Raw genomic sequence first — 22,340 nt, forward strand, 5'->3', positions numbered from 1 at the left:
TGCTGTAGACGGCCGGGTCTGTCGTCCGAACGCGCGTACCTGGTCGTGCGGGTCGTACCTACTGATGGCAAGTCAGTCCGGCGCAGTGATGGTACTCGGCCATCTTTCGGGCTCGCGACCACGCAGGGCGGCAGCACGGTGTTACGGGGCCGCATACGGGATGTAACGGGCGATCATCCTCCGATGTCCCCTGGTAAACCGATCGTTGAATTCTGATCGAACCCTTGTTGACCTGGGCATGCCTAGCTAGCTTTGTCGCGAGCCGCCGACGAACAGCGTTCGGACAGCTCGTCATCGCCCCACACGTCGTCATCCGCACACGTCGTCATTCCCCACGCGTCGTGTTCCCCCCACGTCGTGATCCCCCACACGTCGTCATCCCCCGCGTGCCCAGGGCACGACCGTGCCCGCAGGCACTTGTGCACGCCCCTCACCGACCCCAGGAGGAAGTTCGTGTTCAGCTCTCCCGCCGCCACTCGGATCAGCCGGCTCTCCCTCGCCCTGACCGGCAGCGCCGTGCTCGCCCTGTCCGGCCTGGCCACCGCCGCTCCCGCCGGTGCTGCGACCGACACCGTCTACACCAAGGGCGGGACCTCCTGGGTCCGTTCCTGCGCCACCCTGGCCAAGGGCGACACCATGGCCTGCAACGCGCTCAAGGTGACCAGCGTGGTGCAGCCGCAGGCCCTCACCCCGGACGCGACCCCGAACGCCACTCCGTCCGGCTTCGGCCCGAGCGACCTGCTCAGCGCCTACAAGCTGCCGGCCAACGGGGGCGCGGGCCAGACCGTGGCCATCGTCGACGCCTACAACGACCCCAACGCCGCCGCCGACATGGCGGCCTACCGCGCCCAGTACGGGCTGCCCGCCTGCACCGTGGCCAGCGGCTGCTTCAAGCAGGTCAGCCAGACCGGCAGCACCACCAACCTGCCGGCCAACAACACCGGCTGGGCCGGCGAGATATCGCTCGACCTGGACATGGTCTCGGCGATCGCCCCGAACGCGCACATCATCCTGGTCGAGGCCAAGACGGCCAGCATGGCCAATCTGGGCACCGCGGTGAACGAGGCGGTCAAGCTGGGCGCCAAGTTCGTCTCCAACAGCTACGGCGGCGGCGAGTCCTCCGCCGACACCAGCTACGACAGCACGTACTTCAACCACCCGGGCGTGGCCATCACGGTCTCCTCCGGCGACTCCGGCTACGGCGTGGAGTACCCGGCGGCCTCCAAGTACGTCACGGCGGTCGGCGGCACGGCGCTCAAGCGGGACTCCAGTGCCCGTGGTTGGAGCGAGTCGGTCTGGTCCACCTCCAGCTCGGAAGGGGCCGGCTCCGGCTGCTCCTCCTACGACGCCAAGCCGAGCTGGCAGACGGACACCGGCTGCGCCCGGCGCACCGTCGCCGACGTCTCGGCGGTCGCCGACCCGGCCACCGGTGTCGCGGTGTACCAGACCTACGGCGCCTCCGGCTGGGCGGTCTACGGCGGCACCAGCGTGGCGGCCCCGCTGATCGCGGGCGTCTACGCGGACGCGGGCACCCCGAGCGCGGCCGTCCCGGCGGCCGACGCGTACGCCCACCCCGGCGCGCTGAACGACGTGACCACCGGCGCCACCACCTCCTGCTCCCCGGCGTACCTGTGCACGGCGGGCGCGGGCTACGACGGTCCGACGGGCCTCGGCACCCCGAACGGGCTGGCGGCCTTCACCGGCTGACGCACCGGCGGTCCAGCGCGCGGGGTCCGGCACCTGTTGGGGTGCCGGACCCCGCGTGGCTCGTTCCGGACCCCCGGTGTCAGCGGAGGAGGGCTAACCGAACGGGAGCGACCGCGAGGACGGCACGCGGCGGCAGAATCCAGCGGAGTACGCACCCTTCCATCCTTTCGAACAAGGAGAACCGTGCACCTCGATCGCCTGGTCCGCAGTCGCCTCGGCCGCCGCATCAGCGTGCTCCGCCGCGGCAGCCTGGTCCGCCGGATACCCGTCTGGACCGCCCTGGTCCTGATGGCCGCTCTGCTCGGCGCCGCCGCCCCGGCGACGGCCTCGGCCGCCACGCCCACCGGCAGTGCCGCGGCCGCCCTGGCCACCGCCAACGTCGGCAAGACCGCGGGCAGCTGTGCCAACACCCCGACCACCAACTCGCTGGGCGGCACCCAGTTCGAGACCAGCTGCTCGGGCGGCGGCTCCGGCGGCCCGGAGTACTGGTGCGCCGACTTCGCCATGTGGGTCTGGGCCAACAGCGGCTTCTCCACCGTCGGGCTGGACGCCGGCGCCGTCAGCTTCCAGACCTACGGGCAGCGCAACGGCACCCAGCACACCGCGACCTCCTACCTGCCGCAGGTCGGCGACGCGGTCGAGTACGGCTCGACCAAGGACTCCGCGATCCACCACGTCGGCATCGTCACCGCGGTGCACGCCGACGGCTCGGTCACCACCGCGAACGGCGACTGGAACGGCGACCCGAGCACCACCACGATGGCGGCCTGGGCGGTCAGCTCCTCGGTGGTCTCGGTGACCCTGCCGGCCGGTCAGACGGCGGTGGGCAGCGAGCCCAGCACGGTCGACCCGGCCGACGGCTACGTGATCGCGGGCTACACCACCCCCGTCGCGGCCGGCAGCAACCCGTACACCCCGAGCCAGGTCTGCGGCACCGGCTTCAACGTGGTCGACTCGCACAACCTCGGCGGCGCGCAGGTCTACCTGCTCTACTCCTCCACCACCGGCCAGAACTGCGTGACCACCCTGGTGACCAACCCGACCACCCAGGCCGCGCTGAACGCCACCCTGGCGGTGCAGGGCGGCGCCAGCGCGAAGGACCCAGGGAACTACACCTACTACGCCGGACCGGTGAAGCTGGCCGCGCCGGGCGTCTGCGTGCAGTGGGGCGGCAGCTACCAGGGTGTCAGCTGGACCAGCCCGTGGAGCCACTGCGGCTGACGTCCGGTCAGGCCCTCGGCGGTTCAGTGGGTTGGCGGCTCAGTGGCTCGGTGGCTCGGCCGATCGGTGGAATCTCCGGGCGGGCGGGAATGAACGGGGCGGGGCGGACGCTCGGGACCGCCGCACCGTTCGACTGCACCCTTGCCCGCAGGGCAGGCACCGCACGCTAGGAGAGCAAGCAGAGATGAAGATCGCCGTTCTGGGTACTGGTGAGGTCGGGCGCCGGATCGCCGGCAAGCTCGTCGAGCTCGGCCACCAGGTCACCCTCGGGTCCCGCACGGCACAGAACCCGGCCGCCGCCGAGTGGGCGGCCGGGTCCGGCGGTGCGCACGGCACCTTCGCCCAGGCGGCGGCCGACGCCGAGCTGGTGGTCAACGCGACCGGCGGCCTGGTCTCGCTCGCGGCGCTGACGGCGGCGGGCGAGGAGCACCTGAGCGGCAAGGTCGTGATCGACGTGGCCAACCCGCTCGACTTCTCCGGCGGCTTCCCGCCCAAGGTCGTCCAGACCGAAGGCCTGAGCCTGGCCGAGCAGATCCAGCGCGCCTTCCCGCAGGCCCGGGTGGTCAAGACGCTCAACACCATGAACAACGCCGTCATGGTCGAGCCCGGCTTGGTCCCCGGCCACCACACCGTCTTCCTCAGCGGCGACGACGAGCAGGCCAAGACCGTGGTGGCCGGCCTGCTCCAGGAGATCGGCTGGCGGCCGGACCAGATCACCGACCTGGGCGCCCTGCACACCGCCCGCGCCACCGAGCAACTGCTCCCGCTTTGGCTCCACGTCTACGGCACCCAGGGCGAGGTCCCGTTCAACTTCGCCATCGCCTCGGCCTGACGGCTGCGCCCAGCTCCCACCCACCTGGACCGGCCCCTACCCCCTCGGGCAGCGGGGGCCGGCCCGCTCCACCCGTAACCCGCTGCGCTCGCCCTCGCTGCGCTCGCCCCGAGGAGATCCTTGGCGCACTGCACCAAGTGCTCTCGGACGACTGGATGGGACTGCCCGTCTGGGCCCGCAATCTGGCGTTCCGGCTGGCCTGCCTCCAGCGCCCGGACGACCCGGCGCTACACCGCGAAGCCGCCGCAGACCTGCTGTCCTTCGGGCCGGACTGGGACGACAGAGCCAATGCCATGTTCCAGCAGGCAGAAGCGATGGAAGGACAGCCGCCAACCGGCGGGTGAGGAAGGCCGGCCACGGCCCAGCTGTCCGGCAGGCAAGCGCAGTGCACCTCTCTGGCCAGGTCAGCCCGACAACGACTCCCGTCGAAGGTGACTACCAGCCAGCCCCTGAGCACTCGCCAAGATCACGATCTACGCTGGAGTACTAGGCTTCTGCCCGTGTCCACTGAACCCGACTTCCTGCGTACGACCCGGGCCTCCTACGATGCCGTCGCCGAGGACTACACCGTCCGGTTCGTGGACGAGTTGGCGATCAAGCCGCTGGACCGCGCGATGCTGGCCGCCTTCGCCGGGTACGTGTGCGCGGGGGAACCGGGGCCGGTGGCGGACCTGGGTTGTGGGCCGGGGCGGGTGACGGACCATCTGCGCGGGCTCGGGGTGGACGCCTTCGGGGTGGACCTGTCGCCGCGGATGGTGGAGCAGGCCAGGCGGATCTATCCCGAGCTGCGGTTCGAGGTCGGCTCGATGACCGAGCTGAGCGGCTTCGCGGACGGCTCGCTCGCCGGGATCGTGGCCTGGTACTCACTGATCCACCTGCCGACCGATCAGCTGCCGGCGGTGCTGGCGGAGTTCCACCGGATCCTGGCGCCGGGCGGGCACTTCCTGACGGCCTTCCAGGTGGGCGACGAACTGCGCCACCGCACCGAGGCCTTCGGGCATCCGATCGACCTGACCTTCCGCCGCCGCCGCCCCGAGCAGCTGATCGCCCTGCTCGCCGCCGCCGGCCTCGAACTGCGCGCGCAGATGGTCCGCGAGCCGGCGGCGGACGGCATGGAGACGGTGCCCCAGGCCTTCCTGCTGGCAGTCAAGCAGGCCTAGGTCGGGCGCGGGGTGGGCAGGCAGGTGAGACGGGAGCTGCGGCTCGCCGCTGTCGTAGCGCTCGGCGAGCTCGGGGGGAGCCACGACTACCGGGACCGCGCGGATGCCGGTGGTGGCCTGGCAGGGTTCGCCGAGATGCCGGAGGCCCGTGGGCCGTTGCTGGAGCTCCCGCTCGACCCTGGTGACACCTTCGTCACCAGGGCGACCGCCGAAGCACTGCTCCGGCGAAGGGACCGGGCCGGACTTGCGACAGTCGCGTCCGCACTGGCGGCCGCCGACCCGAATCCCGGGGACTGGATCCTCACCGCAGTCGTCGACGTCTTCGGCATCTTCTCCGATGACCGGGACGACGTGACCCGGTTGTGCGGGGAGCTGTCCCAGGACGCTGACGACCGCGTTGCCCGAGGGGCCCGTCAGCTGCACGAACTACTGACCGGGATCGATCCCGTGCTCGGCCCCGCTCAGGCTCGGTCCGCCGGGTCACGGTCTGAGCCCGGGGGCCCGGTGCCGCCCAGGTAGATCGGGGGCGGCTCTAGTCGGCGGCCAGCGCGATCGCGTCGATCGACACCCGCCGGCCGCCTGCGAGGCCCACCACTGCGGCTGAGCGGGCCGGTGGGGTGGTCGGGAACGCGGCTGCGTAGGCCTCGTTGATCGCGGGGAGGTCGGCCGGGTCGGTGTAGAAGAGGGTGGTTCGCACCACGGAGTCCAGGCTGCGATCCGCTGCGGCCAGCACGGTGGCGAGGTTGGCCAGCGCCTGTCGGCACTCGGCGCCCGCGCCGCCGGGTGGGAGGGTGCCGGTGGCGGGGTCCAGGCCGGTCTGGGCGGAGACGAAGAGCAGGCCGCCCGCCCGCACGGCGGGGGAGTAGGGGCCGTGCACCGGGAGGTCGGGATGGTGGACGGTATCGCGGGTCATTGTGGCTCCTTCGCCGTTGCGGGCTGGTGGATATGATCCACCGTCAGGTGATCGGAAAAGCTTCAAGAAGTAGGAAAACAGGGGGAGCCATGACCGAGCAGCCCGTCCGGGACCTGACTGGCAGGATCGCACTCGTGGTCGGCGGCAGCCGCAACCAGGGTGCCGCGATCGCCGAGAACCTCGCCGCCCGGGGTGCCACGGTGGTGATCAGCTACGCGGGCAGCGCCGAGGCGGCGGAGGGGACGGTGGCCGCGCTGCGCAAGCACGGGGTGACCGCCGAGGCGGTGCGCTCCGACGCCACGGTGTCGGCGGAGGTCGGCGAGCTGTTCGACGGGGTGCTGGCCCGGCACGGTCGGCTGGACATCGTGGTGCACACCCCCGGCATGGTGCTCAAGAAGGCGATCGCCGAGACCACCGACGAGGACTTCGACCGGATGATCGGCGCCAACACCCGCAGCGCCTTCCTCACCCTGCGCGCGGCTGCCCGTTCGCTGGCCGACAACGGGCGGTACGTGATCATCTCCACCACCCTCACCTCGGTGATGACCGGCACGTACGGTCTGTACTCGGGCAGCAAGGCGGCGGTGGAGCGGATGGTGCTGGCGGCGGCCAAGGAGCTGGGCGCGCGCGGCATCACGGTGAACGCGGTGGCCCCGGGGCCGGTGGATACCGACTCCTATCGCGAGGCGGAGACCCCGGAGTCGATCGCCGCCGCGACCGACCACAGCCCGCGCGGGCGGCTCGGGCAGCCCGAGGACATCGCGCCGGTGGTGGGCTGGCTGGTCGGTGCCGAGGCGGGCTGGGTCTCGGGGCAGACGGTCCGGGCCAACGGGGCCATGTTCTGAGCGGCAGGGGGCAACTGCCGGGTGCCAGGTGGCCGGGTCGCAGGTGCCTGACATGTGAGCACTCGAGCTGAGGGCAGCCGCAGTCCTCTAGGCTGCCCCCCATGTTGCGCGATATGACCATCGGACCGGAGGCGGGGGCTGCCCATGGCTAGCTGGGACTGGGCGAACATCTCCGCCCTGGCCACGGCCGGCGGCACCCTGGTGCTGGCGGGGGCCTCGTTCGCCTCGATCCGCTCGGCGGACCGGGCCGCGCTCTCCGCCGAGCGCGCGGTGCTGGCCTCGCTGCGCCCGCTGCTGGTCGGCTCCCCGCTGGAGGCGCCGAGTCAGAAGCTGATCTGGATGGACGGGCACGCGTGCCACCTGACGGGCAGCAGGGGCTACCTGCGGATCGTGGACGACAACCTCTACCTGGCCGCCTCGCTCCGCAACATCGGGCCCGGCCTCGGGGTGATCCACGGGTGGTGGCCGGCGGGCCCGGAGACGTACCACCAGACGGAGCACGCCGACCCGGCCGACTTCCGCCGCCAGGCCCGCGACCTCTACGTGGCCCCGGGCGACACCGGCTTTTGGCACTCGGCGCTGCGCGACCCGCAGGACCCGGACTTCCTGGCCCTGCTGGACCCGGTGAAGAACCGCACCCGGGTCAACGTCGACCTGCTCTACGGGGACGCCGAGGGCGGCCAGCGCACCATCAGCCGGTTCTCGCTGATCCCGGTCGGCGACGAGGACGCCTGGATCTGCCAGGTGGTCCGGCACTGGAACGTGGACCGGCCCGACCCCCGGTAGTGCCCGAGTGCCCGAGTGCCCGAGCGGCCGAGCCGCGGACGTGGACAGAACTCCCGCGCACACCCGGGGCGCGTGACCAACTCTGCGCGCCCCCTTCGGGTCAGCCCGACGCGGTGGCCCGCCCGGGGCCGCAGGAGCGCCAACGGCAACCCAACTGCACTCGAACTACATTGCAGGGCGTGAGAATTCAACGATTCCCCAGTTCTCGGACACCTCCGTGATCTAGCCTTCGCAGCGGCCAAACGGTCGCTCCTGGGAGGGGAATTGACGATCATGCAGACCACTCGCCGAGTCCGGCGCCTACCCGCCGCACTCGTCGCGTCAGCGGCCCTGCTGCTGGTGTCCACCAGCGTGGCCACCCCGGTGTCGGCGGCCGCGCCGCCGACCGCCGTGACCGCCACCGTGCCGGTGGGCAGCGATCCGATCGCCACCGTGCTGTCCGCCGACGGCAGCCGGCTCTACACCGCCAACTCCGGTGACAACACGGTCAGCGTGCTGGACACCGCCGCGGCCAAGGTACTGGCCACCGTGCCGGTCGGCGCCCAGCCGGTGGCCCTGGCGGTCAGCCCGGACGGCAGCCGTCTCTACGTCGCCGACAAGGGCGACAACACGGTCGACGTCATCACCACCGCCTTCGGCACGGTGACCGCCACCCTGAGCGGCTTCAACCAGCCGCAGGGTCTGGCCCTCAGCCCGGACGGCGGCCAACTGCTGGTCAGCAACAACGGCGACACCACCGTCACCGTGCTGGACACCGCCTCCTCCGCCGTGGTCCGCACCGACCAGGTCGGCGCCTACCCGGCCGGCCTGGCGATCGCCGCGGACGGCCACTACGCCTACGTGGTCAGCCCGTTCAGCGACACCCTGACGGTGCTGGACCGCACCGCGGGCGACAGCCCGGTGGCCACCGTCGCGGTCGGCCCGCAGTCCTTCGCGCTCGCCCTGGCGCCGGACGGGTCCAAGGTCTACGTCACGGACGGCGCCGGCAACGCCCTCACCGTGGTGGACACCGCCACCCGCACCGTGACCGCCACCGTGCCGGTCGGCGGCCTGCCGCTGGGCGTGGCCGCGAGCACCGACGGCGCCTACGTCTACCTGGCCAACGCCGCCGACCACACGGTGAGCGTGCTGAGCACCGCCACCCTGACCGTCGCCGGCACCCTGTCGGTGCCGGCCGGCGCGGTCGCGGTGGCGCTGGACCCGGCCCTGCAGCACGCCTACGTACTGGGCGGCGGCATGGTCTCGCTGCTCACCCCGGTCCCGCAGGTCACGGCGGTCAGCCCGGCCTCCGGGTTCACCACCGGCGGCACCCAGGTCACCATCACCGGCAGCGCGCTGTTCGGCGCCACCGCGGTGATCTTCGGTACCGTGCCCGCCACCGCCTTCTCCTGCACCGCCACCTCGTGCACCGCCACCGCCCCCGCGGAGCCGGCCAGCACCGTGGACGTGCGGGTCACCACCGCGGCGGGGACCAGCGCGGCGGTGGCCGGCGACCACTTCGGGTACGTGGTGCCGACTGCCGACCTGTCGGTCGCCCTGGGCGTCACCGCGCACCCGGCGCTGCTCGGGGCGCACCTGGACTACACCGTCACGGTCACCAACCACGGTCCGGCGGCCGGCACCTCCGGCACGGTGCAGATCCCGCTGCCGGCCGGCATCCGGGCCACCAGCACGGACTGCACGGTGACGGCGGGTCAGCTCAGCTGCGCGACCGGAGCGCTGGCCAACGGCGCGTCGGTGGTGCGGCACTTCACCGTCCCGGTCGGGTTGCTGGGGATCAACGTGACCCTCACCGCCACCCGCACCGCAAGCGCCCCGGCGGACCCGGTGGCAGCCGACGACAGCGACCACCGCAAGTGCTCGGGCGTCACCTCACTCGCCATCACCTGCTCGTAGCGCACCGTCGAACGGCGAGCGGGCCCTGCCGGGTGCACCCGGCAGGGCCCGCTCGCCGTATACCGCGTCAGGCATCGGCCGCCGCCACGTCGGCACGGGCCGCCCGGGCCGCGCCCGCCGCGCCGGAGCTCGCCGCCACCGCCGCCAGGTCCCGGCCCCGGGTCTCCCGGGCGAAGGCCACCGCCGCCAGGGTGAGCACCGCCGCCAGCGCCACGTACACCGCGATCGGCGTCGCGCTGCCGTAGTCCTTGAGCAGCGCGGTGGCGATCAGCGGGGCCGGCGCACCGGCGGCCACCGAGGAGAACTGGGCCCCGATCGAGGCGCCGGAGTACCGCACCCGGGTTCCGAACAGCTCGGCGAAGAAGGCCGCCTGCGGGGCGTACATCGCGCTGTGGAAGACCAGGCCCACCGTCACCGCGAGCACCAGCTCGCCGAAGGAGTGCGCGTCCACCAGCCGGAAGAAGGCGAACGCCCAGGCCCCCACCCCGGCCGCGCCCACCAGGTACACCGGCTTGCGGCCCACCTTGTCGGAGAGCGCGCCGAAGAGCGGGATCAGCGCGAACTGGATCGCCGAGCCGATCAGCACCGCGTTGAGCGCGCTCTGCTTGTGGAAGTGCGCGTGCGACACCGCGTACACCAGCACGAACGTGGTCATCACGTAGTACGAGATGTTCTCCGCGAGCCGGGCGCCCATCGCGATCAGCACGTCCCGCCAGTGGTCGCGCAGCACCGCCAGCAGCGGCGTCGCCTCGGCCCGGCTCTGCTCCTCGCGGGCCTTGGCGGCGGCCAGCGCCTGCTTGAACAGCGGGGACTCGTCCACCCCGAGCCGGATCCACAGGCCCACCAGCACCAGCACCGCCGAGAGCAGGAACGGCACCCGCCAGCCCCAGGCCAGGAACTGCTGCTCCGACTGCACCCCGGTGAGCAGCGAGAGCACCCCGGCCGCCAGCAGGTTGCCGGCGGGCGCGCCGCCCTGCGGCCAGGAGGCCCAGAAGCCGCGCCGGCGCTGGTCGCCGTGCTCGGAGACCAGCAGCACCGCGCCGCCCCACTCGCCGCCCAGCGCGAAGCCCTGGACCAGGCGCAGCACGGTGAGCAGCACCGGGGCGGCCACGCCCACCTGGTTGTAGGTCGGCAGGACGCCGATCAGCGTGGTGGCGCTGCCCATCAGCAGCAGGCTGAGCACCAGCAGTCGCTTGCGGCCGATCCGGTCGCCGTAGTGGCCGAAGACCAGGGCGCCCAGCGGGCGGGCCGCGAAGCCGAGCGCGTAGGTGACGAAGGCGAGCAGGGTGCCGGTGAGCGGGTCGCTGTGCGGGAAGAACACCTTGCCGAAGACGAGGGCGGCGGCGGTGCCGTAGAGGAAGTAGTCGTACCACTCGACGGTGGTGCCGATCAGGCTGGCGCCGACCACGCGGCTGAGGGAGCGGGACATGCGGGAACCGTCCTGGGGGTGGGGAGGGGGAGTACCCGGGGGGAGTACCGGGGGTGAGCTGCCGGGTGAGCGGCGGGGTGAGTGACGGGAAGTCAGTGGGCGGTCCAGCCGCCGTCCATGGTGAGCGAGGTGCCGGTGATGTAGCCGGCGGCGGCGGAGCAGAGCCAGAGCACCGCCTGGGCGACCTCGTCCGGCTCGATCAGGCGCTTGATCGCGGGGCGCTCCAGCAGCACCTGGGTCAGCACCTGCTCGACCGGGATGCCGTGGGCGGCCGCCTGGTCGGCGAGCTGGCGCTCCACCAGCGGGGTGCGCACGTAGCCCGGGTTGACGCAGTTGCTGGTCACGCCGTGCGGCGCGCCCTCCAGCGCGACCACCTTGCTGAGCCCTTCCAGGGCGTGCTTGGCGGTCACGTAGGCGGCCTTGTAGGCACTGGCCCGCAGGCCGTGCACCGAGGAGAGGTTCACCACCCGGCCCCAGCCCTGCTGGTACATGTGCGGCAGGGTGCGGCGCAGGATCCGGAACGGCGCCTCCACCATCACCCGCTGGATCAGGGCGAACTTCTCCACCGGGAACTCGTGCAGCGGCGCCACGTACTGCAGCCCGGCGTTGTTGACCACGATGTCCGCGTCGGCGGGCAGCGCTTCCACGGCCTGCGGGTCGGCCAGGTCAACCGGCACGGCGGTGCCGCCGATCTCGGCCGCCAGCGCCGCCGCGGCCTCGGCGGCCAGGTCCACCACGTAGACCCGGGCGCCGGCTGCCGCCAGGGTCTGGGCGCAGGCCCGGCCGATGCCGCCGGCCGCGCCGGTGACCAGCGCGGTGCGGCCGGCCAGCTCCAGGACCGGGGCGGCGGGCTGGGCTGTTGACTCGGTGCTCTCCATGGGCCGAAACGGTAAGGAGCGCGGCGCCCGACACCCATGTGAGCCGGGACCACTAAACCCGCGCGGTCTGTGGGCGCCACCGCCATATCCCGCCCGACGCGCTGGCGGGATCTTGATGGAAGGTGGCACCGCCGCCACTGGCCGACCGGGGGCGCCGACCGGCAGGCTTGGGCCCATGGACAGCGCAGAGCACACCACCGACGCGATCGTCGCGGACACCAAGGACTGGACCTGGGTACTGGAGCGGGCCTGCCCCGACTGCGGCCTGGACACCCCGGCCGTGCCCCCCACCGAGGTGCCCGCGCTGGTGCGGGCCAACGCCGCCGCCTGGGCCGCGCTGCTGGCCGGCGACCCCGCCGCGCTGGCCCGGCGGCCCGACCCGGCCACCTGGTCGGCCCTCGAGTACGCCTGCCACGTGCGCGACGTGTTCCGCCTCTTCGCCTACCGGCTGGACCTGATGCTCACTCAGGACGGCCCGCTCTTCCCCAGCTGGGACCAGGACGAGACCGCGCTGGCCGAGCGCTACCACGAGCAGGACCCGGCCCTGGTCGGCCCCGAGCTGGCCGAGGCCGGCGAGCGGATCGCCGCCGCCTTCGAGCAGGTCGCCGACGACCAGTGGCAGCGCACCGGCGGCCGCTCCGACGGCGCCCGCTTCACCGTCGCCACCTTCGCGCAGTACTTCCTGCACGACCCGGTGCACCACCTGTACGACGTCACCGGCGAGCGGGCGGGCTGACCGGGGCGGGCCACCCGGACCACGCCGGCCGGTGACCGGCGGCCACGGGCCGGCAGGTCACCGGCCGGCGGGTCACTCCTCGATCGCGCCGCCGACCCGGCGCAGGTGCTCGCGGAAGGTCAGCGCGGGCTCGGCGGCGCGCGCGGCCAGGAAGGCGTCGAAGCCGACCTGCTCGCGCAACGGGCGGCCCTGGTGGATCAGCTCGGCCTGGCGTCGCTCGGTGTCGCGGATCGCCTCTGCCAGCTCCAGCAGTTCGGGCAGCCGGTCGGCGGGCAGCAGGAGCGCACCGTCCTCGTCGGCCACCAGGTAGTCGGCGGTCGTGGCGGTCCACTCGCCGACCCGGGCGGCGCTGAGCGCGTCCGCCGCCCGCTCGCGCGCGGCGAGCGGGCCGGTGGGCAGCGAGCCGAGGCTGAACACGGGCAGGCCGATCGCCCGCAGGTCGGCGCTGTCCCGGTGCAGTCCCCAGATCAGCAGGCCGGCGAGCCCGGCCGCCCGGGCCTCCAGCGCGACCAGGTCGCCGACGCAGCTCTCGTCCAGCCGGCCCGCGTTGTCCACCACCAGCACCTCGCCGGGGGCGGCCAGGGTGAGCGCCTCCAGGAAGACGTCCACGCTGCCCGCGTGCCGGGCGGGCCGCACCGGCCCGGCCAGGCGGGTGCCCGGAACCAGCGCCCGGGTGCCGGCCGGCGCGCAGCGCACGGGCAGGCCGGCCCGCAGGCAGGCATCGGCGAGGTGGGCGCAGGTCAGCTCGGCGATTCGCTTGTCCATATCGGCTTTATAGCAGTACGGTGGCCGGCATGAAGCGCGCTTGCATCGCCATGACGACGACGCCGGACACCGTCCCGGCGCGCTGACTGCTGACCTGGTCCGAAGCCCCGGGGCGAACGCCCCGGGGCTTCGTGCTGTGCGGCGTTCGCCCCCCAGAACGTCTTGAGGGAGAACGCCATGCCCGACCACCGCAAGCTCGGCCGCGAGTTGGAGCTCTTCGACACCGACCCGCTGATCGGCGCCGGCCTGCCGTACTGGCTGCCGGCCGGGGCCGCGATCCGGCACAGCCTGGAGGAGTACATCCGGCGCGAGGAGCGCCGGGCCGGGTACCAGCACGTGTACTCGCCGGTGCTGGGCAAACGCGAACTCTACGAACTCTCCGGCCACTGGGCGCACTACCGCGAGGACATGTTCCCACCGATGGAGCTGGGCGCCGAGGAGGAGCTGGTCCTGCGTCCGAGCCTGTGTCCGCACCATGCGGTGATGTTCCGCTCCCGGTCCCGCAGTTACCGCGAACTGCCGCTGCGGATGGCGGAACTGGGCGGCATGTACCGCTCCGAGCGGTCCGGGGTGCTGGGCGGGCTGACCCGGGTGCGGGCCATCCAGCTGAACGACGCGCACATCTTCTGCACCGTCGAGCAGGTGGCCGAGGAGGCGCGCGGCGCGCTGGAGCTGATCCGGCGGGCGCACCGGGCGCTGGGCATCGGGCCGGTCCGCTACCGGCTCTCGCTCGCGGGGGACGGGGCCAAGTACGTGGCCGACCCCGAACTGTGGCGCCGCTCGGCCGAGTTGCTGGAACAGGCGCTGGACGGGCTGGGCATCGAGTACGAGCGCGCGAAGGGCGAGGCCGCCTTCTACGGTCCGAAGATCGATGTGCAGATCACCGACAGCGCGGGCCGGGAGGCCACCCTGTCCACCGTCCAGGTCGACTTCCACCAGCCGGCCCGGTTCGACCTGCACTACGTCGGACCGGACGGCGCCAAGCACCGACCGGTGATGGTGCACCGCAGCATCATCGGCAGCGTGGAGCGGGCGGTGGCCCAGCTGATCGAGCAGCACGGCGGGGCGTTCCCGGCCTGGCTGGCCCCGGTCCAGCTGGCAGTGCTGCCGGTCTCCGAGGAGCAACTGCCGGCCGCGCGGGCGCTGCTGGCCCGGGCCCGGGAGCTGGACCTGCGGGCCGAGCTGGCCGACCCGCGCGAGGGCAGCCTGGGCGCCCGGATCCGGGAGCACCGCCTGGTGCCCTACCAGGCGGTGCTGGGCGCCAAGGAGGCGGCGGACGGTGCGGCGGCCCTACGGCTGCGCGACGGCCGGCGGCTCGAACCGCTGCCGGTGGAGCGGGTGCTGGCCGAGCTCGGCGCGGTGGTCGCCGACCAGCGCGCCGAGCTGTGGCCGCACTGACGCGCAGTCGGGCCGAGCGGCTGCGGTGCCCGTGGCCAGCGGCACTGCGGTGCTGAGTGTGCGGTACCTGAGACGCCATCAAAGTTCGCGCCGCTGCCCAGGCGAGCCCCCTTCCTGGGCCGAGCGGGTGACTTCGTCGGCGCCGTTGAAGCCAGGCACGGCGGGCTGCGGCATGATCGATTCCGGCAGGCAGTACCACTGGGTGGAGTGGCCGAGGGGCGAGGCAACGGCCCGCAATGCCGTGCACATAGGTTCGAATCCTGTCTCCACCTCAGGAAACGACGAGGGCCGGTCGGCCGGGGGAATCCCCGGACCGACCGGCCCTCGCGCCGGGCCTGCTGGTCAGCTCAGCGTGAACTTCTGGTTGCTGCCGCCGTTGCACGTCCACAGCTCCAGCAGGGTGCCGTCCGTGGTGGTGGCACCGGTCGCGTCCAGGCACAGGCCTGACTGCACGCCCGTGATGCTGCCGTCCGCGTTGAACTTCCACTGCTGGTTGGTCTGCCCGTTGCAGGTCCAGGTCTGCACCTTGGTGCCTGCGGTGGTCTGGTTGTTGAAGGCGTCCAGGCAGAGGGTGGCCGCGCCGGTGTAGAGGGTGATCTGGTTGGCGGCGGTGCGGGTGAAGACCTGGTTGGTGCTGCCCTTGCAGGTGAAGAGCTGCAGCTGCACGCCCGTGACGGGGTTGGTGTCACCGTGCGGCTGGTCCAGGCACTTGCCGCTGCCGGCCCCGTTCAGCACACCGGCGTTGAGCGCGGTGGCGTTGCCGCCGGAGAGGCGGTAGACGACGGTGCCGTGGGCCGGGACGGAGGCGCTGATCGCACCGGTGGTGGAGCTGGTGGCGCCGCTCCACAGGTCGGTCAGGCCGTAGGAGGCGGCGCCGGTCTTGCCGACCGCGGCCGCGCTGGTGGAGATGGTCGCGGTGCTGCCGCCCTCGTTGAACAGCGCCACCGCCACGTCACCGCCCGCCAGCGGCTTGGCCAGCACGTCCAGCCCGCCGGCGGCGTCGACCAGGTGCGCCTGCTGACTCAGCGAGTCCTGGTCGACCGCGATCAGCCGGGCGTTGGTCAGGGTGGCCAGCGCGTCGGGGCTGGTCCTGCCGAAGTCGTTGCCGGCGATCAGCGGCGCGGCCATCATCGACCAGAGGCTGAACTCGGAGCGGTCCTCGATGGCGGACATCCCGTTGCCCACCTCGAGCATGTCCGGGTCGTTCCAGTGGTGCGGACCGGCCCAGGCGCCCAGGCCCACGTTGGCGTGGAAGATCGACAGCATGCTGCCGTAGCTGGCGTTGATGTCGCCGGTGGTGCGCCAGGAGTTACCGGTCGCGGCGCCCCAGATCCAGGGCGAGTCCTCGCCCCAGTTGCAGATGCTGTACAGGATGTGGTGGCCGGTGGCGGCCAGCGCGTCGCGCATCGCGGTGTAGCGCTGCCGCGAGGGAACGCCGTTGTTGTAGCAGTTGTCGTACTTGAGGTAGTCCACGCCCCAGGCGGCGAACAGGTTGGCGTCCTGGCCCTCGTGGCCCAGGCTGCCGGGGAACTGCTGGCAGGTCATGGTGCCGGCGGACTCGTAGATGCCGAGCTTGAGGCCGAGCGAGTGGACGTAGTCGGCGACGCCGTTGATCCCGTCCGGGAACCGGGCCGGGTCGGCGACCAGGTTCCCGTTGCCGTCCCGGTCGTGGGTCATCCAGCAGTCGTCGATGTTGATGTAGGTGTAGCCGGCGGCCTGCATCCCGTTGCTGTGGATGGCATCGGCGGTCGACTTGATCAGCGCCTCGGTGGGACCGGGCTTGCCGTCGACCCCCGGGGCGCAGCCGAAGGCGTTCCAGGTGTTGAACCCCAGCTGCGGGGTGGTGGCCACGGTACTGTCCGGCGCGGCGGCGGCGGCGACCGGCGCGGTGGCCAGCGCGACGGCGGGCACCGCGGGCACCACGAGGGCGAGGACGGCCACCGCTGCGGCCTTGCGGCGCAGCAGCGAGCTGGCTGCCTGGCGAATGTGCATCAATTCTCCCCTGAAATGGATGCGGCATTGTGAAGATGCGTCAAATATCCACAAAGTGCGGCGTCAGCGTAGCAGTTGGGGATCTTCGTGCACACCGGATTCACCACCCGCGGCCGAGGGGGCCTCGGTCGCAGCGCGCCTGGCCGGTCAGTCTACGAAGAGCTCAGCTCGCGCTCCAGCGGAGTCCGGAACCGCGGTGTCACCCGGACCGCACCGAGCCAGCCGGACAGCCGCTCGGCCTGCGCCTCGACGGCCGCCCGCCCCTCGGCGCCGGGGTCGGTGAACAGGCGCCAGACCAGTTCGCCGTCAGCCCGCTGCGCCCAGCCGCCGATCACCCGGCCGTTCCACCAGACGGTCGGCCCGGCGTTGCCCGCCCGGTCGAACAGGGCCGGCACGTCCTCCGGGCGCAGGTACCAGCCGCGCTCCCGCCAGCCCATCATGGTCGGGTCCAGTGACGGCAGCAGCGCGGCCCACGGCTGCGGAGGAGCCGCCCCGGGCTCCTCGTCGCCGGGCAGCACCAGCCCTGCCACCCCGCCGGCCAGCTCGACCCGGATGGCCGCCAGGTCGGCCAGCGCCTTGCGGGTGTCGCCCAGCGTCCAGCCGGTCCACCACTTCAGATCCGTCTCGGTGGCCGGGCCGAACGAGGCCAGCCAGCGCCGGGCCACCTCGGCCTTGGCCTCGCGCACCGGCAGATCGGGCAACTGCGGTACCAGCGCCCAGGGATAACTGCTGCTCAGCCAGGAGCCGCGCGGGCGGCAGCGGCGCACGTGCCCGTCCGAGGCGAGCAGCCGCAGCAGCCGGCTGCCGATGCTCTGCCGCGCCTCGTACGGCTTGCCCGGGGCCATCAGGATGGTCTCGCGCAGCGCGGGGACATCCTCGGCGAGCTGGCTGGTGGTGGCCTCACCGCGCTCGCCGAGGGCGGTCAGCACCGCGCGCTCGGTCGCGGCCAGCCGCGCCTCGGTCCAGCCCTCGCCGCCCTCCACCAGGTGCTTCATCAGGGTGGCGCGCTCCTTGGCCGCGATCGCCCTGGCGGTGGAGGAGCTGACGTACGGGGCGAACTCCTCGGTCACCGCGAAGATGGTGCGCCGCATCGAGAGCAGCTTGACCAGCGAGACGTCCTCGTACAGGGCCCGGTCCACCGCCTGCGCCGACGGCTCGGCGAGGCGGGCGCAGGCACTGAGGTAGACGGTGGCGGCGTCGGTGGCGTGCAGGCCGACCAGGGCGTCCGCCACCTGCGGCACACCGGTGACCCGGTCGGCCGCCGCCAGCAGGTGGCGGCGGCCGAGCCGGGACCGGCGCTCTTCGTCGGTGACCAGGAGAGGAGGCATGGCGCGAGGGTAGCTTGAGGGTGTGTCAGTGGTGGTCGTGGTGCTGGTGGTGTCCCTCATGCCCCTCGGGCGCGCCATGTCCCTCATGCGGGCCGTGCCCCGCGTGCCCGTCGTGCCCGCTGTGGTCCGTATGCCCCGCGTGTCCGCTGTGGTCCGTGTCCGGGGAGCCACCCATCATTCGCAGCATGGCCCGGCCGCCGGTGCGCAGGAACCGCACCACCAGCACCCCGGCCAGCAGCAGGAAGACGATGTTCAGCCAGGTGGTGTAGTTCCAGCTGATCCCCTCCATCGGCACCGTCGCGTCGCGCTGGTCCGGTACCAGTCCCAGGCCGCCGAAGAGGAACTCCACCAGGTACCCGGCCAGCACCATCGCCAGGTAGAAGGTGCCGGCCAGGAAGGCGGCCATCCGCAGCCCGTAGTACTTCCGGTAGATGTTCAGGATCGGCAGGATCAGCAGGTCCGCGAAGATGAAGGCGACCACGCCGCCGAAGCTGATCCCGCCCTTCCAGAGCACCACCGCCAGCGGCACGTTGCCGATCGAGCAGACGAACGAGACCACCGCCACCAGTGGCCCGACCAGCGGTCCCCAGAGCTTGCCGGCCAGCGGGTGCCCGGCGAAGAAGAACGAGTGCCAGAAGCTGTCCGGCACCCAGGCGGCGATCGCTCCGGCGATCAGCAGGCCGCCCACCAGGTCCTTGAGGATCGCCGCCCACTCCATCACGAAGACGTGCGCGGTGGCGGTGAACCCGGCGGGGGAGAGCAGTCGGCGGCCGAGCGGGCCCTCGCCCGCCACCGACATGTCCATCGCGGCGTGCCCCTCCATCGACCCGGCCAGCCCCCGGTCGGCCTGCTCCCGGGCCTCGCGCAGCAGTTTGGACCGCAGGAAGAGGCGGAACAGCAGGGCCAGCAGCAGGATCATCACCGGCCCGCCGACGAACTCCGCCGCGGTGAACTGCCAGCCCATCAGCAGGGCCAGGATCACGCCGAGCTCGACCACCAGGTTGGTGGAGGCGATCTCGAAGGCCATCGCCGCGGTGAAGTTCGCCCCCTTGCGGAAGAGCGAGCGGGCCAGCGCCACCGCGGCGTACGAGCAGGAGGACGAGGCGGCGCCGAGCAGCGAGGCGACGGCCAGGGTGCGCGGCCGGTCGTCGCCCAGCAGCCGGACCACGGTGGACCTGCGCACCACCGCCTGGACGATCGCGGAGAGCAGGAAGCCCAGGATCAGCGCCCAGGTGATCTGCCAGGTCATCGAGCCGGTGATGGAGAGGGCGTGTCGGATCGCGTCCATGGCGTCGGCCTCCGCTTTCCTGGGGGTGGGTGAGCGACGCCGCCTATGTTATACCCCCGGGGGGTACCTTCCTCGGTCAGACCGTCGCCGTGGCCGTCTTCTGCCGCCCCACCTCGCGCACCCGCTCGCCGAGCCGCCGCACCACCCGGCTGCCCGACTGCGTGGCCACGCTGCGCCGCAGCACGTCGAAGTGCTCGTCGCCGCGCGCGGTGGACAGCGTCGTGTAGTCGTTCAGGAACTCGTGCCAGGTGGTGGCGGCCGCCTCCACGTGGCCCAGCTCCCACTGACGGGACGCCAGCACCCCGTTGGCGTGCAGCCGGCCCTGGCGCTCGTTGGCCGGGCGGACCCGGTTGGACTGGCGCATGGCCTGGATCGACCTGGGCAGGTCGCCGAGCGCGTACAGCACGCTGCTCACGTGGAAGTGGTAGGCCGCCCAGTCGTAGCCGCCCACCGCGTCGTTGCGGCCGTCGGCCTTGGCCAGCGCCGCCTCGGTCTGGTTCAGGCGGGTGAAGGCCAGGCGCTGGTCGTGCACCAGGGCGGCGCCGTGCGCCTGCTGGCCGCGCAGGAAGGCGGTGAGCCTGGGGCCGGCGGCGGGCGCGCACTCGGCGGCGGCGTCCGCGTACTCCAGGGCACGCGGCCCGTAGCCGAGGTTGGCGGCCTGCAGCGACATGCCGCGCAGGGTGCGGCAGTACGTCACGTGGTCCTGGCCGTCCTGGGCCAGGTTGAGCGCCTCGCCGAAGTACTGCTGGCCCAGGCCGTGCGCTCGTTCGTACATCGCCATCCAGCCGGTCAGGTACACCAGGTCGGAGGCGGCGGCCAGCATCGACTTCTTCACCGCAGGGGTGCCGTCGGCACTCAGCCACGGCATCACGGTGTTGGCCAGGAAGGCGGCGCTCATCGGGCGGGCGTGGCCGCCGCCGAGCTCGTCCAGGATCGCGGCGATCCGCTCGGTCATCGCGCGAACCGTCTCGACCTCGCTCTCCCCGATCCGCACCGTGCGCCCGGCGCGCACCTCCGCGCGTGCGCCGTCCAACCGGTGTGCGAGTTCGGTGTAGCCGGGCACCAGCATCGCGGCGGAGTAGAGTCCGGCGGCCAGCATGCTGCGGCGGGACGGGTCCATGTCGTCCCTGACCAGGTCCGACAGGTCGGCCAGCGCCGACTGCGCCGACTGGGTGCCGCCCTCGGCCCGGCCGGCCGGGGCCGCACCGAAGCCGGCCTGCTGCGAGGTGACCGGCCGCGCGAGCCGGCGGGCGAAGGCCTCGGCGATCACCGGCCGGACGGCTGCGCGCGGGCGCACGCCCTTGAGCCAGTGCGAGACCGCGGAGTGGTCGTAGGTCAGTTCCAGGCCGGTCTCCCGGCCGATCCGGTTGACCGCCCGGGCCAGCTGGTCGTTGCCCCAGCGGGCCTCGGCCAGTAGGTCGGCGAGTTCTCTGTTCGGCGTGCGTGCCATGGCTCCCCCGTGATTCACGTCATTCACGACTCAGTCCAGCATGGACCGTTCTCTTCGTCGGCGTAAGTCGGTTGACTGTGTATCAGTCGTGGGGGAGGAGCGTGCACCTCGTCCGCCCCCGGTTCGCCGAGGAGATGCCGAGATGGAGCGCGAGTACCGTCCCGAGCGGGACGAATTTTCCGTCACCGCCGGTGCCGGGGCCGTCCGCAGGGCCCGCGACCGGGTGGTCGCGGCGGCCGCGCGCTGGCGGCTGCCGTTCTCCCGGGACACGCTGGAGGACCTGCGGCTGTGCACCAGCGAACTGGTGGCCAACGCGCTCGAACACGGGGGCGGCCAGTGCGAGGTGACGGTGAGCTGGAGCGGTCGGCTGCTACTGGTGGAAGTCGCCGACCGCCCCCCCCACCCGCCGGTGCCGCTGGTGGCGGGCGACGAACTGCCCTCCGGGCGCGGCCTGGTGCTGGTGGACGCGCTGGCGGGCGGCTGGGGCTGGCGGCCCGCCGACCGCGGGAAGGTGGTGCACTTCGGCTTCGCGCCGGACCCGGCGGCCGCGGGGGCGGCCGGGTCGGCGGGCTCGACCGGCGCGGCAGCACGTGCCCGGGAGCTGACTGCCCGTCAGTGACCCCGGCTCAGCAACTCGGCGGCCAGCTCCGGGGTGATCCCGGTGGGCGAGTGCTCGGTGCCCGCGGGCTGCCGGCCAGGCAGTTCGCGCTGCCAGGCCCAGGTGTCGGCGACGGTCTCGGCCAGCGGTCGGCACGTCAGACCGGCCGCCACCGCCTTGGCCACCGTCGCCTGGTGCATGATGGAGTGCAGCTCGCCCGGCGGGATCCAGATCGGCAGCTGGGTCCACGGCTCGACACCCGCCGCGGTCAGCAGCTCCGGCTCCACCCAGCGCAGTTCGGCCCCGGCACCGGTGGCCTCGACGCAGGCCTCGAGCAGTTCGCCCATGGTGGCGTGTCCGCGCGGGCTGACCAGGTTGTACGCGCCGCTGCGCCCCTCGGCGGCCGCTTCCAGGCACCAGATCGCCAGGTCGCGGGCGTCGATGTACTGGATCGGCAGCTCGCGCGGCCCGGGCGCCAGTACGTCGCCGCCGCGCGCCACCCAGTTCAGCCACCAGGGCAGCCGGCCCACGTTCTCGCCCGGCCCGAGCACCAGGCCGGCCCGGGCCAGCAGCGCCCGGTCCCCGAACTCCGCGAGCGCGGCCAGCTCGCCGCCGCGCTTGGCACCCGCGTAGGCGGTGTCGGTGGAGTCGGGGTCGCCGGGCTCCAGCGGGCCGTCCTCGTCCAGGCCGGGCGCGGCGGGGTAGGCGTAGACGGAGCGGCTGGAGACATAGGTGTAGTGGCGGGCGCGCTCCTTGAGCAGCCGGGCGGCCCGACGGACGTGGACCGGCGCGCCCCGCCAGGTGTCCACCACCAGGTCCCATTCGCCGGCCTCGAGAGCGGCCGGCCCGTCGGGCGCGGTGCGGTCCCCGTGCAGGACGGTCACGTGTGCGGGGGCGGGGTGGCGGCCGCGGTGGAAGACGGTCACCTCCCAGCCGCGGGAGCGGGCTTCGTCGGCGAAGGCGCGGCCGACGAACTCGGTGCCGCCGAGGATCAGGAGTCTCATGCGACCGACTCTGCCCGCCGGTCGCGCCCGGTGGAACCCCGCGACGCTCTCAGCGCAATCGCCGTCAGCTGAACCCGCTCCCGGGCCGCTCCACCCTGACCCGCCCCTTCAGTT

The 22,340-nt window shown here is 72.8% G+C and carries 21 protein-coding genes and 1 tRNA gene; 13 read left to right on the plus strand and 9 right to left on the minus strand.

What is annotated here, in order from left to right; all coding sequences use genetic code 11:
* Positions 1–453: 453 nt before the first annotated feature.
* From C7C46_RS15790 to C7C46_RS15815, 6 genes are all read left to right on the plus strand, one after another.
* Positions 454–1,707 carry a S53 family peptidase gene (locus C7C46_RS15790; RefSeq protein WP_245984442.1) on the plus strand — a complete coding sequence of 418 codons (1,254 nt, stop codon included), beginning with the start codon at positions 454–456 and terminating at the stop codon, positions 1,705–1,707.
* Between the two features lie 183 nt (positions 1,708–1,890).
* Positions 1,891–2,928, plus strand: coding sequence for a CHAP domain-containing protein (locus C7C46_RS15795; protein WP_110670092.1), 1,038 nt, complete (start codon positions 1,891–1,893; stop codon positions 2,926–2,928).
* Positions 2,929–3,112: 184 nt separating this feature from the next.
* Complete coding sequence (locus tag C7C46_RS15800; RefSeq protein WP_110670094.1) at positions 3,113–3,760, plus strand: NADPH-dependent F420 reductase; 648 nt, start codon at positions 3,113–3,115, stop codon at positions 3,758–3,760.
* 137 nt (positions 3,761–3,897) lie between these two features.
* The gene (locus C7C46_RS15805) at positions 3,898–4,104 is read left to right on the plus strand and encodes a hypothetical protein (RefSeq protein ID WP_245984443.1); all 207 of its coding nucleotides are present in this window, start codon (positions 3,898–3,900) and stop codon (positions 4,102–4,104) included.
* 156 nt (positions 4,105–4,260) lie between these two features.
* Positions 4,261–4,920, plus strand: a complete 660-nt coding sequence (locus tag C7C46_RS15810) for a class I SAM-dependent methyltransferase (RefSeq protein ID WP_110670096.1) — start codon at positions 4,261–4,263, stop codon at positions 4,918–4,920.
* 24 nt (positions 4,921–4,944) lie between these two features.
* Positions 4,945–5,439 carry a hypothetical protein gene (locus tag C7C46_RS15815; RefSeq protein ID WP_110670217.1) on the plus strand — a complete coding sequence of 165 codons (495 nt, stop codon included), beginning with the start codon at positions 4,945–4,947 and terminating at the stop codon, positions 5,437–5,439.
* A gap of 13 nt (positions 5,440–5,452) precedes the next feature.
* Here C7C46_RS15815 and C7C46_RS15820 read toward each other — a convergent pair whose 3' ends face one another.
* Complete coding sequence (locus tag C7C46_RS15820) at positions 5,453–5,833, minus strand: RidA family protein (RefSeq protein WP_110670098.1); 381 nt, start codon at positions 5,831–5,833, stop codon at positions 5,453–5,455.
* 89 nt (positions 5,834–5,922) lie between these two features.
* On the opposite strand from C7C46_RS15820, the gene C7C46_RS15825 reads away from it, so the two are divergent.
* The 3 genes from C7C46_RS15825 to C7C46_RS15835 all read left to right on the plus strand — a co-directional run bounded on the left by C7C46_RS15825 (position 5,923) and on the right by C7C46_RS15835 (position 9,360).
* A complete protein-coding gene (locus tag C7C46_RS15825; protein WP_181442375.1) occupies positions 5,923–6,678 on the plus strand; it encodes an SDR family oxidoreductase in 756 nt (251 codons plus the stop codon).
* A 144-nt stretch (positions 6,679–6,822) separates the two neighbouring features.
* Positions 6,823–7,464 (plus strand): hypothetical protein, encoded by a 642-nt coding sequence (locus tag C7C46_RS15830; RefSeq protein WP_110670102.1) that lies wholly within the window; start codon positions 6,823–6,825, stop codon positions 7,462–7,464.
* Between the two features lie 273 nt (positions 7,465–7,737).
* Positions 7,738–9,360, plus strand: a complete 1,623-nt coding sequence (locus C7C46_RS15835) for an IPT/TIG domain-containing protein (RefSeq protein ID WP_146259102.1) — start codon at positions 7,738–7,740, stop codon at positions 9,358–9,360.
* Between the two features lie 67 nt (positions 9,361–9,427).
* On the opposite strand, the gene C7C46_RS15840 is transcribed toward C7C46_RS15835, so the two are convergent.
* The gene (locus C7C46_RS15840; protein ID WP_110670106.1) at positions 9,428–10,789 is read right to left on the minus strand and encodes an MFS transporter; all 1,362 of its coding nucleotides are present in this window, start codon (positions 10,787–10,789) and stop codon (positions 9,428–9,430) included.
* 92 nt (positions 10,790–10,881) lie between these two features.
* Positions 10,882–11,667 carry a 3-hydroxybutyrate dehydrogenase gene (locus tag C7C46_RS15845; RefSeq protein WP_110670109.1) on the minus strand — a complete coding sequence of 262 codons (786 nt, stop codon included), beginning with the start codon at positions 11,665–11,667 and terminating at the stop codon, positions 10,882–10,884.
* A gap of 175 nt (positions 11,668–11,842) precedes the next feature.
* Here C7C46_RS15845 and C7C46_RS15850 point away from each other — a divergent pair, with 175 nt between their 5' ends.
* Entirely contained in the window at positions 11,843–12,403 is a 561-nt protein-coding gene (locus C7C46_RS15850) for a DinB family protein (RefSeq protein WP_110670111.1), read from the plus strand.
* Positions 12,404–12,475: 72 nt separating this feature from the next.
* Here the strand turns inward: C7C46_RS15850 and C7C46_RS15855 are convergent, their stop codons facing one another.
* Positions 12,476–13,168, minus strand: coding sequence for an RraA family protein (locus tag C7C46_RS15855; RefSeq protein WP_110670113.1), 693 nt, complete (start codon positions 13,166–13,168; stop codon positions 12,476–12,478).
* A gap of 162 nt (positions 13,169–13,330) precedes the next feature.
* On the opposite strand from C7C46_RS15855, the gene thrS reads away from it, so the two are divergent.
* Positions 13,331–14,566 (plus strand): threonine--tRNA ligase, encoded by a 1,236-nt coding sequence (thrS, locus tag C7C46_RS15860; protein WP_281278549.1) that lies wholly within the window; start codon positions 13,331–13,333, stop codon positions 14,564–14,566.
* A 201-nt stretch (positions 14,567–14,767) separates the two neighbouring features.
* A tRNA-Cys gene (locus C7C46_RS15865) sits at positions 14,768–14,838 on the plus strand.
* Positions 14,839–14,908: 70 nt separating this feature from the next.
* Here C7C46_RS15865 and C7C46_RS15870 read toward each other — a convergent pair.
* The 4 genes from C7C46_RS15870 to C7C46_RS15885 all read right to left on the minus strand — a co-directional run bounded on the left by C7C46_RS15870 (position 14,909) and on the right by C7C46_RS15885 (position 20,624).
* Positions 14,909–16,558, minus strand: coding sequence for a glycoside hydrolase family 27 protein (locus tag C7C46_RS15870; protein ID WP_110670117.1), 1,650 nt, complete (start codon positions 16,556–16,558; stop codon positions 14,909–14,911).
* Positions 16,559–16,710: 152 nt separating this feature from the next.
* Positions 16,711–17,886, minus strand: coding sequence for a winged helix DNA-binding domain-containing protein (locus C7C46_RS15875; protein WP_110670119.1), 1,176 nt, complete (start codon positions 17,884–17,886; stop codon positions 16,711–16,713).
* A gap of 25 nt (positions 17,887–17,911) precedes the next feature.
* Positions 17,912–19,174, minus strand: coding sequence for a permease (locus C7C46_RS15880; RefSeq protein ID WP_110670121.1), 1,263 nt, complete (start codon positions 19,172–19,174; stop codon positions 17,912–17,914).
* Positions 19,175–19,250: 76 nt separating this feature from the next.
* Positions 19,251–20,624: an NsdA family TPR-like regulatory protein gene (locus C7C46_RS15885; RefSeq protein ID WP_110670123.1), complete on the minus strand. Its 1,374-nt coding sequence runs from the start codon at positions 20,622–20,624 to the stop codon at positions 19,251–19,253.
* A 142-nt stretch (positions 20,625–20,766) separates the two neighbouring features.
* Here C7C46_RS15885 and C7C46_RS15890 point away from each other — a divergent pair, with 142 nt between their 5' ends.
* Positions 20,767–21,243, plus strand: a complete 477-nt coding sequence (locus C7C46_RS15890; protein WP_181442376.1) for an ATP-binding protein — start codon at positions 20,767–20,769, stop codon at positions 21,241–21,243.
* Here the strand turns inward: C7C46_RS15890 and C7C46_RS15895 are convergent.
* Entirely contained in the window at positions 21,237–22,226 is a 990-nt protein-coding gene (locus C7C46_RS15895) for an NAD-dependent epimerase/dehydratase family protein (RefSeq protein ID WP_110670127.1), read from the minus strand. The two genes, C7C46_RS15890 and C7C46_RS15895, sit on opposite strands and share 7 nt — an antisense overlap.
* Between the last annotated feature and the right edge of the window lie 114 nt (positions 22,227–22,340).

The organism is Streptomyces tateyamensis (assembly GCF_003205575.1).
GTDB classification, from domain to species: Bacteria; Actinomycetota; Actinomycetes; order Streptomycetales; family Streptomycetaceae; genus Kitasatospora; species Kitasatospora tateyamensis.

What these genes read in the sequence shown, in the direction of transcription:
- C7C46_RS15825 (WP_181442375.1), top strand. Translation starts at nt 5,923, where the DNA reads ATGACCGAGCAGCCCGTCCGGGACCTGACTGGCAGGATCGCACTCGTG.
- C7C46_RS15800 (WP_110670094.1), top strand. Translation starts at nt 3,113, where the DNA reads ATGAAGATCGCCGTTCTGGGTACTGGTGAGGTCGGGCGCCGGATCGCC.
- C7C46_RS15830 (WP_110670102.1), top strand. Translation starts at nt 6,823, where the DNA reads ATGGCTAGCTGGGACTGGGCGAACATCTCCGCCCTGGCCACGGCCGGC.
- C7C46_RS15880 (WP_110670121.1), bottom strand. Translation starts at nt 19,174, where the DNA reads ATGGACGCGATCCGACACGCCCTCTCCATCACCGGCTCGATGACCTGG.
- C7C46_RS15895 (WP_110670127.1), bottom strand. Translation starts at nt 22,226, where the DNA reads ATGAGACTCCTGATCCTCGGCGGCACCGAGTTCGTCGGCCGCGCCTTC.
- C7C46_RS15875 (WP_110670119.1), bottom strand. Translation starts at nt 17,886, where the DNA reads ATGCCTCCTCTCCTGGTCACCGACGAAGAGCGCCGGTCCCGGCTCGGC.
- C7C46_RS15840 (WP_110670106.1), bottom strand. Translation starts at nt 10,789, where the DNA reads ATGTCCCGCTCCCTCAGCCGCGTGGTCGGCGCCAGCCTGATCGGCACC.
- C7C46_RS15885 (WP_110670123.1), bottom strand. Translation starts at nt 20,624, where the DNA reads ATGGCACGCACGCCGAACAGAGAACTCGCCGACCTACTGGCCGAGGCC.
- C7C46_RS15870 (WP_110670117.1), bottom strand. Translation starts at nt 16,558, where the DNA reads ATGCACATTCGCCAGGCAGCCAGCTCGCTGCTGCGCCGCAAGGCCGCA.
- C7C46_RS15855 (WP_110670113.1), bottom strand. Translation starts at nt 13,168, where the DNA reads ATGGACAAGCGAATCGCCGAGCTGACCTGCGCCCACCTCGCCGATGCC.
- C7C46_RS15820 (WP_110670098.1), bottom strand. Translation starts at nt 5,833, where the DNA reads ATGACCCGCGATACCGTCCACCATCCCGACCTCCCGGTGCACGGCCCC.
- C7C46_RS15850 (WP_110670111.1), top strand. Translation starts at nt 11,843, where the DNA reads ATGGACAGCGCAGAGCACACCACCGACGCGATCGTCGCGGACACCAAG.
- C7C46_RS15845 (WP_110670109.1), bottom strand. Translation starts at nt 11,667, where the DNA reads ATGGAGAGCACCGAGTCAACAGCCCAGCCCGCCGCCCCGGTCCTGGAG.
- C7C46_RS15835 (WP_146259102.1), top strand. Translation starts at nt 7,738, where the DNA reads ATGCAGACCACTCGCCGAGTCCGGCGCCTACCCGCCGCACTCGTCGCG.
- C7C46_RS15890 (WP_181442376.1), top strand. Translation starts at nt 20,767, where the DNA reads ATGGAGCGCGAGTACCGTCCCGAGCGGGACGAATTTTCCGTCACCGCC.